The sequence below is a fragment of the Pseudomonas sp. S2_F07 genome (genome assembly GCF_054668325.1).
Window position 1 is genome coordinate 4,838,279 of record NZ_CP162758.1, and the last position, 12,905, is coordinate 4,851,183.

16 protein-coding genes are annotated in these 12,905 nt (G+C 59.9%); 5 read left to right on the forward strand and 11 right to left on the reverse strand.

All coding sequences use genetic code 11. The features are described 5' to 3' along the window. Nucleotides 1-35 precede the first annotated feature (35 nt). Complete coding sequence (locus AB4O40_RS21880; protein ID WP_056728393.1) at nt 36-518, forward strand: glutathione peroxidase; 483 nt, start codon at nt 36-38, stop codon at nt 516-518. A 195-nt stretch (nt 519-713) separates the two neighbouring features. Next, nucleotides 714-1,817, forward strand: a complete 1,104-nt coding sequence (locus tag AB4O40_RS21885; RefSeq protein ID WP_056728394.1) for an NADH:flavin oxidoreductase — start codon at nt 714-716, stop codon at nt 1,815-1,817. A gap of 133 nt (nt 1,818-1,950) precedes the next feature. On the opposite strand, the gene AB4O40_RS21890 is transcribed toward AB4O40_RS21885, so the two are convergent. Then, nucleotides 1,951-3,150 carry a glycosyltransferase family 4 protein gene (locus tag AB4O40_RS21890; protein WP_056728396.1) on the reverse strand — a complete coding sequence of 400 codons (1,200 nt, stop codon included), beginning with the start codon at nt 3,148-3,150 and terminating at the stop codon, nt 1,951-1,953. Between the two features lie 36 nt (nt 3,151-3,186). After that, nucleotides 3,187-3,939: a sulfate transporter CysZ gene (cysZ, locus tag AB4O40_RS21895; protein ID WP_056728398.1), complete on the reverse strand. Its 753-nt coding sequence runs from the start codon at nt 3,937-3,939 to the stop codon at nt 3,187-3,189. Nucleotides 3,940-4,254: 315 nt separating this feature from the next. Between cysZ and trxB the strand changes: the two genes are divergently transcribed. Then, nucleotides 4,255-5,211 (forward strand): thioredoxin-disulfide reductase, encoded by a 957-nt coding sequence (trxB, locus tag AB4O40_RS21900; protein ID WP_056728400.1) that lies wholly within the window; start codon nt 4,255-4,257, stop codon nt 5,209-5,211. Between the two features lie 91 nt (nt 5,212-5,302). On the opposite strand, the gene AB4O40_RS21905 is transcribed toward trxB, so the two are convergent. The 7 genes from AB4O40_RS21905 to AB4O40_RS21935 form a co-directional block, all read right to left on the reverse strand. Next, on the reverse strand, nt 5,303-6,553 hold the full coding sequence (locus AB4O40_RS21905; RefSeq protein ID WP_056728402.1) for a 2-aminoadipate transaminase: 1,251 nt from the start codon (nt 6,551-6,553) through the stop codon (nt 5,303-5,305). Nucleotides 6,554-6,762: 209 nt separating this feature from the next. After that, the gene (locus AB4O40_RS21910) at nt 6,763-7,101 is read right to left on the reverse strand and encodes a HopJ type III effector protein (RefSeq protein ID WP_056728404.1); all 339 of its coding nucleotides are present in this window, start codon (nt 7,099-7,101) and stop codon (nt 6,763-6,765) included. Continuing rightward, nucleotides 7,094-7,390 carry a DUF1244 domain-containing protein gene (locus AB4O40_RS21915; protein ID WP_046040093.1) on the reverse strand — a complete coding sequence of 99 codons (297 nt, stop codon included), beginning with the start codon at nt 7,388-7,390 and terminating at the stop codon, nt 7,094-7,096. Before AB4O40_RS21915 ends, AB4O40_RS21910 begins: the two co-directional genes overlap by 8 nt. 96 nt (nt 7,391-7,486) lie before the next feature. Continuing rightward, a complete protein-coding gene (folX, locus tag AB4O40_RS21920; RefSeq protein ID WP_056728405.1) occupies nt 7,487-7,858 on the reverse strand; it encodes a dihydroneopterin triphosphate 2'-epimerase in 372 nt (123 codons plus the stop codon). 2 nt (nt 7,859-7,860) lie between these two features. Further along, nucleotides 7,861-8,421 carry a GTP cyclohydrolase I FolE gene (folE, locus tag AB4O40_RS21925; RefSeq protein WP_008046221.1) on the reverse strand — a complete coding sequence of 187 codons (561 nt, stop codon included), beginning with the start codon at nt 8,419-8,421 and terminating at the stop codon, nt 7,861-7,863. A 19-nt stretch (nt 8,422-8,440) separates the two neighbouring features. Beyond that, nucleotides 8,441-9,151 carry a dihydromonapterin reductase gene (folM, locus tag AB4O40_RS21930; protein WP_460053415.1) on the reverse strand — a complete coding sequence of 237 codons (711 nt, stop codon included), beginning with the start codon at nt 9,149-9,151 and terminating at the stop codon, nt 8,441-8,443. 140 nt (nt 9,152-9,291) lie between these two features. Further along, nucleotides 9,292-9,861, reverse strand: a complete 570-nt coding sequence (locus AB4O40_RS21935) for an antibiotic biosynthesis monooxygenase (RefSeq protein ID WP_409078291.1) — start codon at nt 9,859-9,861, stop codon at nt 9,292-9,294. A 223-nt stretch (nt 9,862-10,084) separates the two neighbouring features. Between AB4O40_RS21935 and AB4O40_RS21940 the strand changes: the two genes are divergently transcribed. Beyond that, entirely contained in the window at nt 10,085-11,044 is a 960-nt protein-coding gene (locus AB4O40_RS21940; RefSeq protein WP_460053412.1) for a MerR family transcriptional regulator, read from the forward strand. Between the two features lie 3 nt (nt 11,045-11,047). Here the strand turns inward: AB4O40_RS21940 and AB4O40_RS21945 are convergent, their stop codons facing one another. Then, nucleotides 11,048-11,653 carry a hypothetical protein gene (locus tag AB4O40_RS21945; RefSeq protein WP_056728415.1) on the reverse strand — a complete coding sequence of 202 codons (606 nt, stop codon included), beginning with the start codon at nt 11,651-11,653 and terminating at the stop codon, nt 11,048-11,050. A 54-nt stretch (nt 11,654-11,707) separates the two neighbouring features. Further along, complete coding sequence (locus AB4O40_RS21950) at nt 11,708-12,184, reverse strand: PAS domain S-box protein (protein WP_056728416.1); 477 nt, start codon at nt 12,182-12,184, stop codon at nt 11,708-11,710. A 102-nt stretch (nt 12,185-12,286) separates the two neighbouring features. Here AB4O40_RS21950 and AB4O40_RS21955 point away from each other — a divergent pair, with 102 nt between their 5' ends. Then, nucleotides 12,287-12,742, forward strand: coding sequence for a flavodoxin (locus tag AB4O40_RS21955; RefSeq protein WP_056728419.1), 456 nt, complete (start codon nt 12,287-12,289; stop codon nt 12,740-12,742). The last annotated feature ends 163 nt before the right edge of the window (nt 12,743-12,905 follow it).

Genomic DNA, 12,905 nt, shown 5'->3' on the forward strand with positions numbered 1-12,905 from the left:
TGTTTCGAGAAGAACACGGGAATCTGGAGTACGCCATGAGTGCTTTTCACGACCTTAAATTGACAGCCCTGGATGGACAGGAGCTACCTCTGGCGCCTTTCAAAGGCCAAGTCGTACTGGTGGTCAACGTTGCCTCCAAATGCGGCCTGACCCCGCAGTACGCGGCGCTGGAAAACCTCTACCAGCAATTCAAGGCCAAGGGCTTCAGCGTCCTGGGCTTGCCGTGCAACCAGTTTGCCGGGCAGGAACCGGGGACCGAACAAGAGATCAAGGATTTCTGCAGCCTCAACTATGGCGTGACCTTTCCGTTGTCCAGCAAGCTGGAAGTCAACGGGCATGAGCGTCATCAGTTGTACCGTTTGCTGGCGGGCGAGGGCGCGGAGTTTCCCGGCGACATCACCTGGAACTTCGAGAAGTTCCTGTTGGGCAAGGACGGCCGTGTACTGGCTCGGTTCTCGCCGCGTACGGCGCCCGATGATCCGACCATCGTTCACGCGATTGAAAAAGCGCTGAGTTAAGCCAGAGATCAAGATCAGGGGATCGCAACCTTCGGCAGCTCCTACGGCGAATGTGTACCCGTAGGAGCTGCCGAAGGCTGCGATCTTTTGCTTTCTGCCTTTTGACTCTTAATCACCGAAATCAATAATGCTGTTCAATGGGTTGGGCACTCCATATTATAGCCGTCATAAAGTCATTCTTCCGTGGAGCGTCCCATGTCCGTCAAAGCCCTGTTCAAACCGTTCCACCTCGGCACCCTCGAATTGCCGACCCGTGTCGTCATGGCGCCGATGACCCGCTCCTTTTCCCCGGGCGGTGTGCCTAATTCCAAAGTGATCGAATACTACCGTCGTCGCGCCGCTGCGGGCGTCGGCCTGATCATCACCGAAGGCACCACCGTCGGTCACAAGGCTTCCAACGGCTATCCGAACGTTCCGCATTTCTACGGTGAAGCGGCCTTGGCCGGCTGGAAGAAAGTCGTCGACGCCGTTCACGCCGAAGGCGGCAAGATCGTTCCGCAGTTGTGGCACGTGGGCAGCGTGCGCCGGATCGGCACCGAGCCGGACGCCAGCGTGCCGGGTTATGGCCCGTCGGAAAAACTGAAGGAAGGCCAGGTTGTGGTGCACGGCATGACCAAACAGGACATCCAGGATGTGATCGCCACGTTCGCCCAGGCTGCCAAGGATGCCCAGAGCATCGGCATGGACGGCGTGGAAATCCACGGAGCCCACGGTTATCTGGTGGATCAGTTCTTCTGGGAAGGTAGCAACCAGCGTACCGACGAATACGGCGGCAGCCTGGCCAACCGTTCGCGCTTCGCCATTGAGTTGATTCAGGCCGTGCGTGCCGCGGTCGGTGAAGGTTTTCCGATCATCTTCCGTTTCTCCCAGTGGAAGCAGCAGGACTACACCGCGCGTCTGGTGCAAACCCCGGAAGCCTTGGGCGAGTTCCTCAAGCCGTTGGCCGACGCCGGCGTGGATATTTTCCACTGCTCGACCCGCCGCTTCTGGGAGCCGGAGTTCGACGGTTCCGAGCTGAACCTGGCCGGCTGGACCCGCCAACTCACCGGCAAACCGACCATCACCGTGGGCAGCGTCGGCCTGGATGGCGAGTTCCTGCAGTTCATGGTCAACACCGACAAGGTCGCGCAGCCCGCCAGCCTGGAAAAACTGCTGGAGCGCCTGAACAACGACGAGTTCGACCTGGTGGCGGTCGGTCGTGCCTTGCTGGTGGACCCGGACTGGGCGCAGAAAGTGCGCGACGGCCGTGAGGAAGACATTCTGCCGTTCAGCCGTGAGGCGTTGATGTCGCTGGTTTAAGCGGCGAGCGGGAAGGCCTCATCGCGAGCAAGCTCGCTCCCACAGGTTCTGCGGTGATCACCAATCATGTGTGAATCAAGAACCCTGTGGGAGCGGGCTTGCTCGCGAAGACCGACTCAAGAACACTGCAAAATCAAGGAACAATCGGTGCAATCGGCACCACCATCTCCCCGGTGCAGGCCCCGCGCAACTGCCCTTCGAACTGCTCGATGATCGTCGCCCAACCCTGGCGACTGGCATGTTGGCGTGCATTGAGGCGCACATTGCGCAAGGCTTCCCTTTCCTCCAGCAGCCATGCCGCTGCATCGCAGAACGCTTCTTCATCCCCCGGCATCGCCAGCACACCGTTGTAGCCATGACGAATATGCTGGGCGGCTGCCGCCTGGTCGTAGGCCACCACGCCAAGCCCCGAAGCGAGTGCTTCAAGCACCACATTGCCAAAGGTTTCGGTCAGGCTTGGAAATAGGAACACGTCGCCAGAGGCGTAGTGACAGGCCAGGGCTTCACCCCGTTGGGTGCCGCAGAAAATCGCCTCGGGCATTTCGTTTTCCAGTTCCTGGCGCTGCGGGCCATCGCCGACCACGATCAGTTTCAGCGTGCGCTGTGGATAACTCGCCTTGAGGGTATTGAAGGTGCGCTTGAGCAAGCCGAGATTCTTTTCCGGGGCCAGGCGTCCGACATGAATGACGGCGATGTCTGCTTCGGCCAGTCCCCATTGCTCGCGCAGGGCACTCAAGCGTTTGGCCGGGTGAAACAATTCGCTGTCGACCCCACGGGACAGCAACGCCACTCGCTCGAACTGACGTCGCTCCAGTTCCAGGCGCTGGCTGACGCTGGGCACCAGGGTCATGGTCGAACGGTTATGGAACCAGCGCAGGTAGTGGGTCAGCAGGCGCGTGAGCAAACCAAACCCGTACTGGTTGGAATACTGCTGGAAATTGGTGTGGAAACCGCTGACCACGGAAATCCCCAGTCGCCGTGCCGCACGTAGCGCAGAGAGGCCCAGCGGGCCCTCGGTGGCGATGTAGAGCACATCCGGGCGGTGACGCGTCCAGCGCCGCAGCAGTTTGTGCATCGACGACTGACCCCATTGCAGGCCGGGATAGCCCGGTAGCGGCCAGCCGCGGCACAGCAGCAATTCATCGTCGCTGCCCAACTGCTGGTCGCAGCCCTGACGTGGTCGCACCAGCTCCACTTGATGCCCGCGCGCGCGCAAACCGTCGCACAAGCGACCCAGGGTATTGGCCACGCCGTTGATTTCCGGTGGGAAGGTTTCGGTGATCAGGGTGATATGCAGAGCTGTCGTCATGACCCCAGTGTCGACCGGGGCCATGTCGTCAGTGTGACGTCAGGATGATGGATTTATGAATTAGCGCTGGGTCACCAGGTTTTCCGCGCCGCGTTCACGCACCCAGAACAGCGTCGCCCCGGCCACGGCCGCCGGCATCATCAGGATGTTGACCACCGGGATCAACAGCACCAGGTACACGCTGCCGCCGAAGCTCATGCTCTGCCAGCGCTTCTGCCGCAGCCAGGCGAGCATTTCGTTCCAGCCCAGCTTGTGGTTGTCCGCCGGGTAGTCGATGTACTGGATCGCCATCATCCACACTCCGAACAATAGCCACAGCGGCGCGGCGATGATGTTCACCACCGGGATGAACGAGAGGATGAACAACCCGACTGCCCTGGGCAGGAAGTAGCCGAGCTTGCGCATTTCCCGGGCCAGGGTGCGCGGGATCATGGCGATCAGCTCACCCCAGCTGAAGGCCGGGAAATCATCGGTGCCGCGCACCACCACTTCGACTTTCTCCGCGAGGAAACCGTTGAACGGCGCGGCGATGACGTTGGCGAGCATGGTGAAGGTAAAGAACACCATGAACACCACAAGCACCACGAAAATCGGCCAGAGGATGTAGCTGAGAAAACTCAGCCAGTCGGGCAGGGAGGGCATCAAGGTATCGACCCACAGGCTGAATTGATGGCCGGCCAGGTAGATCAATCCGACGAACAGCACCAGGTTGATTGCCAGCGGCAACAGCACAAACAGACGCAGGCTGGGGCTCAGCACCAGCTTGAGGCCTTCGCGCAGGTATTGCGGGCCGGACAGGACAGGGGCGGGCATAAGAGGCTCCAGGCAGAGGGAAAACGCGCCGACCTTACCGGCTTTGCTTCACAGGCGAAAGCGCGATGGAGGTATCGACATTCACTGTAACAAAGACGTCGATATCATCGGCGAGATGGCATAGAGACCACCTATGAGCTGGATTGTTAAACCGTATTTCCTTAATCTTCGCCCCCTCGATACGCTGCACCCAATCTTTTTACAGGACGGTCGGGTTCAAGCCTTCCCCAAGTGCTTTCAACCGTTCTTTTTTATTCCAGCCGGCAATCCGGCGTTCCGCGCCAGGTATTCCGGGCCGGTCAACAGGAGCAGGTCATGTCTGAAGTCCGTCATTCGCGAGTGATTATTCTCGGTTCCGGCCCTGCCGGTTACAGCGCCGCGGTCTATGCCGCTCGTGCCAACCTCAAGCCACTGCTGATCACCGGCATGCAGGCCGGCGGTCAACTGACCACCACCACCGAAGTCGACAACTGGCCGGGCGACGTCCATGGCCTGACCGGCCCGGCGCTGATGGAGCGGATGCGCGAGCACGCCGAGCGCTTTGAAACCGAGATCGTGTTCGATCACATCAATGCCGTCGACTTCGCTGCCAAGCCATACACCCTGACCGGCGACAGCGCGACTTACACCTGTGACGCGCTGATCATCGCCACTGGCGCCAGCGCTCGTTACCTGGGCCTGCCATCGGAAGAAGCGTTCATGGGCAAAGGCGTTTCGGCCTGCGCGACCTGCGACGGTTTCTTCTACCGCAACAAGCCTGTGGCTGTGGTCGGCGGCGGCAACACCGCTGTTGAAGAAGCCCTGTACCTGGCCAACATCGCCAGCAAAGTCACCCTGATCCACCGTCGCGAAACTTTCCGCGCCGAGAAGATCCTGATCGACAAGCTGAACGCCCGTGTTGCCGAAGGCAAGATCGAGCTGAAGCTGAACGCGACCCTGGACGAAGTACTGGGCGACAACATGGGCGTGACCGGTGCCCGCCTGAAGAACAACGACGGCAGCTTCGACGAAGTGACTGTCGACGGCGTGTTCATCGCTATCGGCCACACTCCGAACACTTCGCTGTTCGAAGGCCAGTTGACCTTGAAAGACGGTTACCTGGTAGTCCAGGGCGGCCGTGAAGGCAACGCCACTGCCACCAACCTCGAAGGTATCTTCGCCGCCGGTGACGTGGCGGACCACGTGTACCGTCAGGCCATCACCTCCGCTGGCGCCGGTTGCATGGCGGCACTGGATGCCGAGCGTTACCTCGACGATCTGCAGAACGCTTGATTCTGCTTTTGTTGAACTGAAAAAACCGGCTTCGGCCGGTTTTTTTTGCCCGCGATTTACCACCCGATCACATTCCAGTGTGGGATTGTGTTCAGGTCAGTCTTGCCAGGCATGCCTCAAGGATGTCCAGCCCTTCCTCCAACACTGACGCCTCGATGGTCAACGGCGCCAGTAGACGAATGATGTGCCGCGATTTGCCGCTGGGCATCAGCAGCAGGCCCGCATCCCGCGCCAGGGCCAGCAGTTGGGTCAATTGCGCGGGTGCGGGTGAGCCATCGGCGTTGATCAGCTCGATACCACGCATGGCGCCGACACCCGTCAGGCGTCCCAGGTACGGCGTCAGGTTGTTCGTGCGCCAGGTTGCATGGCGACCGACAATCGCTTCTTCCTGTTGGGAGCCCCAGGCATGCAGGTTGGCGTCGGTCATTTCATCCAGGGTTGCCAGTGCGGCGGCGCAGGCGATGGGGTTACCGGAGTAGGTGCCGCCGAGTCCGCCCTTGGGCAAATTGTCGAGCAGCGACTTGCGCCCGACCACTGCTCCCAGCGGCACGCCGCCGGCGATGCTTTTGCCGAGCAGGATCAGGTCCGGCTCGATGCCCAGCCGCGAGAACGCGAAGCGCTGGCCGGTTCGGCCGAAACCGGACTGGATTTCATCGGCGATCAGCACGATGCCCTTGTCGTCGCAGAACTTGCGCAGTGCCTGGGCGAACTCGACGTCCATGGCCACGAAGCCCGCTTCGCCCTGCACCGGTTCGACGATAAAGCAGGCGACGTCTTCGACATCAATCTCGACGCTGAACAGGCGCTCCATGGCTTTGAGGGCCTCGGCACAGGTGACGCCGTTGTCCTGGCTGGGGAAGGGCAGGTGAAACACCGGCCCCGGCAGCACGCCGACTTTCTGTTTGTAGGGCGCGACTTTGCCATTGAGGTTGAGTGTCGCCAGGGTGCGGCCGTGGAAAGCGCCGTCGAAGGCAATTACAGCGGTGCGACCCGTTGCGCCACGGACGATCTTCAGCGCGTTCTCAGCCGCTTCGGCGCCACTGTTGGTCAGCATGCCGCTGACCGGGTAATCGACCGGGATAAAGGCGCTGAGGCGGTCCATCAAGTCGATGTAAGGCTTATGAGGCGCGGCGTTGAACGCGTAGTGGGTCAGTCGGGTGGCTTGTTCGCGAATGGCTTCGACGATGCGCGGATGGCAATGGCCGAGGTTTAGCACGCCGATGCCGCCGACAAAGTCGATATAGCGCTTGCCATCGGTGTCCCAGACCTCGGCATTCTTGCCGTGGCTGAGCGTGACAGGGTGAACGATGTTGATCGACTGGCTGATGGTTTCGCTGCGCATGGAGGATCGGCTCGGAAGAAGGAGGACTTCTTTTTATCTAAGCCGTGAGCGGTGGTACGGGGCAAACGAAATAAAGTTGCCGGGTCAATCTTAAAAGTCGGAATGTGCAGGGCGAAACAATAGAGATCAAAAGATCGCAGCCTTCGGCAGCTCCTACATTGAGGTTTGATTCCCTGTAGGAGCTGCCGAAGGCTGCGATCTTTTTGGTATCAGCGGCGGGTCAGTGGCTGCTGAGCGAATTTCACACCAGCCAGGCCATGGGCAATCAACGCGCGGATGTTGCCGTGGTCGCTGCCTTCAGGTGTGGCAACGACCGAACGGTAATGCTCGCCAAAAGCCAGCAGTGCTTCTTCATCGCTCAAGCCTTCGAGCAGCGCCAGGCCCAGGGTCTTGCACGAACCTTCGTTCTGTCCGGCCGCGTTTTCCACGCCACCGTTGTTGAACGCCTGAGGTTGGTAGTCGTAACCGGCGGCGATGAAGGCCAGGGTATCGGCGAAGGCGTGTTCGCCGGTCTTGAGGCTGGCACGCAGGGTGTTCAAATCACTCATTGGGTTTTCCTTTGGCGAACGCCGCTTGCTGGTCGGCGCTGGCTTCTTGCTGATATTGGGCTTTCCATTCGGCGTACGGCATGCCGTAAACCACTTCGCGGGCTTCGTCGAGGCTGACCTCGATCTGGCGGTCGTCGGCCGCCGCCTTGTACCACTTGGACAGGCAGTTGCGGCAAAAACCCGAGAGGTTCATCAGGTCGATGTTCTGTACATCCTTGCGGCTGTCCAGGTGGGCCACCAGCCGGCGAAAGGCGGCGGCTTCGAGTTCCAGGCGTTGTTGATCGGTCATGGCGGTCTCTGCGAGTCAGCTTCAAACGGCACGCTTGAAGCTGCAAGTTGGATGGCGGTGGCTGCAAGTTTACAGCCTGGCGCTTGTGGCTTGAAGCTAGCGGCTCGCTGCAAGCGTAATCGATACCGACTCGGCGAATCGCAGCGCGTGGGGCTTGTCGACCTCGACCTCGGCGTACAACACCGATGCGTTGGCCATCACCAGGTCGAGAATTTCCTGGGTCAGGCGTTCGAGCAGCGCAAAGCGGTTGCCTTCCACATGGGCGATGATCGCCTTGGTAATCGTGCGGTAGTTCAACGCGTGATCGATGTCGTTGTCCCGCACTGCTTCCTGGGCTGCGTACAGAATGGTGAGGTTGATCAGCACATCCTGCTTGTTGAGGATTTCATCCTCGTTGATGCCTATGAAGGTACGCAGGCCCAGGTCTTTGACCCGGATGCGTGCCATGCCTGGCTGAAGTTGTGGCATTGCTACTTGCTCCGTCCAATCAATTGCAGGAACTCCTGACGGGTGTTGCTCGACTCGCGGAAGGCGCCGAGCATCACCGAGGTGTTCATGGTCGAATTCTGTTTCTCGACGCCGCGCATCATCATGCACATGTGCTGTGCCTCGATGACCACTGCGACACCAGCCGCGCCGGTCACTTGCTGCACCGCGTCGGCGATTTGCCGGGTGAGGTTTTCCTGGATTTGCAGGCGCCGGGCGAACATGTCCACCAGCCGCGCGATCTTCGACAGGCCCAGCACCTTGCCGGTTGGAATATAAGCCACATGCGCCTTGCCGATGAAGGGCAGGATGTGATGTTCGCAAAGCGAGTACAGCTCGATGTTGTCGACGATCACCATTTCATCGTTGTCGGAGGCGAACAGCGCGCCATTGACGATCTCTTCGACACTTTGCTCGTAACCATGGCAAAGGTACTGCATGGCTTTGGCCGCACGCGTCGGCGTATCGAGCAAACCCTCGCGGTCGGGGTTTTCACCGAGACCGATGAGGATCTCTCGATAATTCTGGGGCAGGGATAACGTCATGGAAAATCCTCGCGGGACACTATTTGATGTGCCTTCCGCCATTGACGGTCAGTGTGGTGCCGGTGACATAAGGGTTGTCGAGCAGGTAGCGCAGGCTCTGGTAGACCACTTCGCAGCCGGGCTCGATGCCCAGCGCGGACTTGGCCAGCGCCTTGGCGCGGTAGGCTGCGTCGTCCTCAGGGTTGAACAGTAGCAGGGCCGGCGCGATCCCGTTGACCTTGATGGCCGGCGCGTACCTGGCGGCGAAGGACAGGGTCAGGCTGTCGAGCCCGGCCTTGCTGGCGCAATAGCCGATGTGCTTGCTGCTGCCCTTGCGGGTCACGTCATCGCTGATGTGCACGATGTCGGCGGGGCTTGAGCGTTGCAACAGATCGGCGCAATGCAGGTTGATCAGGTAGGGCGCCAGCATGTGCACGCTGAACATGCGGGTGAATGCCGCGGCGTCGGTGTCCGGCGTTTCGGCCAGCCATTCGGAGGCGTTGTGGACAATCGCCCGCAAACAGTCGGTATGGCTTCTCAGTTCGCTGATGAAGGCGAGGATCCCGGCCTCGCTGGCGAAGTCCGCGAACACCGCGGTGGCCCCGAGGTCGCGCAGGGCTTGTACGCCGGGGCGCTCGCTGCGGTAACTGAATATCACCCGATGGCCATCTTCCAGCAATCGCCGGGCGCAGTGCAGGCCGACACGCTGGCCGGCGCCGGTAATGAGGACAGGGGCTGCGGAAGAAGTCATGAACGGCTCGCATCGCGGTGAGAGCAAAACTATACCAGCGAGGAGTCGTGAGATGTCTCGGAAAAGATCGCAGGCTTCGCCAGCTCCTACTAATCGACAACAGATGACGGCCCGTAGGAGCTGGCGAAGCCTGCGATCTTTTAACGATTTTGCGGTACTGAGGTCGTGGGCAATGGACGTACCGGCGTGCGGTTAAGCCAGCCGGCCAGCAAACGGGTCGACAACGGAATGAACAAATAAACCATCAGCGGCGTCAGGCACAGTGTGCTGAGCAATACCCGCGGCAGCAGGCTCATGTCACTGATCAGCGGACCCAGTACAAAGTTGAACAGCAACGAAACCGGAAAGAACGCCAGCCAGATCGCCACTGCCTGTTTCCAGCGCGGCGGGCGTTGACCGACGGCACCGAACCAGCCCTCGATGCCGCTGACCCGGTGTTCTGTCGGGTGGGCGAACAGGTCGCTGCCACGTGCCAGCCAGGCAGTGCGCGAGGCCGAATGCTCCCAGGCGTGCAGGGTCTGCTCGTCGGCGAAGCGGAAAATGATCTGGAATTCGTCGTCCTCGGGCGGCGGAGCGAGCACACCGGAGCCGAGATAACCGGGAAAATCGGTGGCCAGTTGTTCGCCTTCGCGCAGCCAGGCAATCAGGTCCTGGTAACGTCCATTGGCAACACGGCGAGCAACCATCAGCGTGACGGGAGGGGTAGACATTGTGTATCTCCGTAAGGCATTTGCGTCGCTCCGGATAGGAACTTCGCCAGGCACAGCGCCGGGGTGGTGGGCTGCGACTCGAAACGAGCAAGGATTATTCCTGATTCCGTCCCTGGCGTCTGTGACCTTGATCCGTTGATTGGCGGTATCGATTTTTTACGGAAACTTTACGGGGCAGGGGCGTTAGAATAAGGCTCGGACGATACAGGGATGTTTCAACAGGATGCCCATAATTACAGACGTCGCTTCAGGCTCCACGCAGGCCGTCGCTCTCGAACAGGAAGAACTCTTTCCCATTCGCGAGGTGGCGCGACTGACAGGTGTCAACCCGGTCACGCTTCGAGCCTGGGAGCGCCGATATGGCCTGATTGCTCCAACACGCACCGATAGTGGGCATCGCCTGTATTCGATGTCCGATATCGAGCGTGTCCACAGCATCCTTGGCTGGATCGAGCGCGGGGTTGCCGTCAGCAAGATCGGCAAGATACTGGCCAGGACCAAGCCGCTCCAGCCGTTGTCGCACATCATCCCCAACAGCCTTGTGGAAGCCGATTACGCTCAGTGGCGGCAGCAGGTGCTTGCTGCGGTCAACGGGTTTGACGACCTTCGGCTGGAGCAGGTCTACGGGCAGATCTTTTCCAGCTACTCCCTGCCGGTGGTGTTCCAGGACATTCTGATCCCCGTCTGGAAGCAATTGTTGCAACGCCAGGACCAGTTCGGTGGAACCAGCGAGTGGCTGTTCCTGGATGGCTTTCTGCGGTCCCGGGTAGTGCAGCGTCTATTGTTGATGCGCGAAAAACAGCCGCGTGGCGTGGTCATTTGTGCTCTGGATGGCAATTGCCGGGAACTGGAACTGCTGGTCGCCGCGCTGTTCCTGAGTTCCGGACCATCGGCCGTTCGTGTACTGAACATGGGCCAGCCATTCGAGGAGCTGGCGCTGATGTGTGAAAGGATCAAGCCCCTGGCACTGGTGCTGTTTTCCAATCATGCGCCTGCTCCCGAGTTGCCGCGGCGCCTGAATCGCCTGGCCATGAGTCTGGAGTGTCGGTTGTTGTTGGCCGGCGATGCTTGCGACCTGGTACAGGAGAGCCTGGCCGGGTCATCGATCGGTTGCCTGGGCAATGAAGGGGAGTTCATGAGCCAGCGTCTGAAGCAGTTCCTGGCGGGTACTCTGGATACTTGAAGTTCAGAGATGCAGCGTTGGATGAGTCAAACGATGCTGTTGCAGGATGAACTGGCGCAGACGCTCGGTTTCGTCCGTATCGCCCTGGCTCAGTTGATAGGCGTAGAAGCCCTTTTCGTTTTCTTTCTCGAAGGTGCCGCGCAAGGCAATCCGCTCGTAGCCTGAGGGGCTGAACCACAAGGCGAAATGCTTCGGCGGTTTGGTCTTGTTGCGAGCTTCCAGCAAAACCCCTTTGCACGACACTTCGTGTACCCACAGGGTGCCGGGTTGACCCTTGGCGTTTTCCAGCGCTACCGGTTCGTCCAGCACCAGGCGCCAAGGCCGGACCATCGGGCCGTCTTCATAGATGCTCGGTACGCCGAGACGCAAATGCAGCGCATGGAACTCGTCTTCCACCAGGTGCAGGGGGAAGGTCATTTGCTGGTTTTCGAAGCTGGCTTGAATGGTGACCTGCTCATGGGCCGCCAGGCGGGTGAGCAGGTCACGGATTTGCGAACCACCGTTGACGAGCAGGCTCGACGTCGCGTCCCGCACATTGAGTTGCGGGTTGTGTTGCATGGTCTGGATGAAATCCAGCTCATCCTGGGTCAGGAGCGCGTCGCGTTGCATGGCCAACTCGAAGGATATAGTTACAAAATCATTGGTGATTGTAGTTACTGACCATTAATTCCGGGTTTCGTTTGCGCCGTTCGTCGCCTTGAGCGCGGCAAGCTCGGCCTGGAGTTCAGCCAATTGCCCTTCCAGCTGTGCCACGCGCTGTTGCGCCTTGACCTGTACGGTGACGTCTTTCTGCACTCCAACGAAATAGGTTTGCCCGTCCGCCGGATTTTTCACCGTTGAAAGGGACAGCTCGTTCCAGAACGGTGTGCCGTCCTTGCGGTAGTTGCGCAGTATTTCCCGGCAGGATCCTTCGCGGTTCAATGCATCGCGAATCAATGGCAGGGCTTCCTGATCGCGGTCCCCCGACTGCAGGAAGCGACAGTCCTGATAGAGGATTTCTTCACTGGAGTACCCCGTCAGGCGTTCGAATGCGGGGTTGACGTAAATGAGGATCTTGTCCTGTTCGCCTTCCTTTTCGGCAATCACGATACCGTCATTGGAGGCGTTGATTACCATTTGCAGCAGTTGTGCATTAATCATCGGAGTATCCTTTCCTGATTGATTGTCGATTGCATTCTAAAAGAACTATCACGACCGTGCTGTTAATATCCGGGTCTTTTACTCGGATTCAGGATCAGATTGATGAAAGTCGCCATCATTTCCGGCTCGGTGTACGGCACGGCCGAAGAAGTTGCCCGCCACGCCGCCAGCCTGTTGAAAGCCGCCGGTTTCGAAACCTGGCACAACCCCCGTGCGACCCTCGCCGACGTCCAGGCGTTCGGCCCCGAAGCTTTTCTGGCGGTGACCTCGACCACCGGCATGGGTGAGCTGCCGGACAACCTGCAACCGCTGTATTCGACCATGCGTGACCAGTTGCCAGCAGCCTGGCGCGGTTTGCCGGGCGCGGTGATCGGGTTGGGCGATGCGAGCTATGGCGATACTTTTTGTGGCGGCGGCGAGCAGATGCGCGAATTGTTCGGTGAGCTGGGCATTCGCGAAGTACTGCCAATGCTGCGCCTGGATGCCAGCGAGAGCGTGACCCCGGAGACGGACGCCGAGCCTTGGCTGGCGGACCTGATCAACGCACTGCGCGACTGACCATTGCCACGACACCCACGCCAGTCATGGTTCTGACAGTGCGCTGAAAACGGCCTGTCTGACCCTCGCTGGCGCCGGTCAATTGACATGGATCCAAGGCGGCAGAACGGCTGACTCGCTGGGTCATCAAGCTGGCTGCCAATGCAACTACAGGAACCTCAAG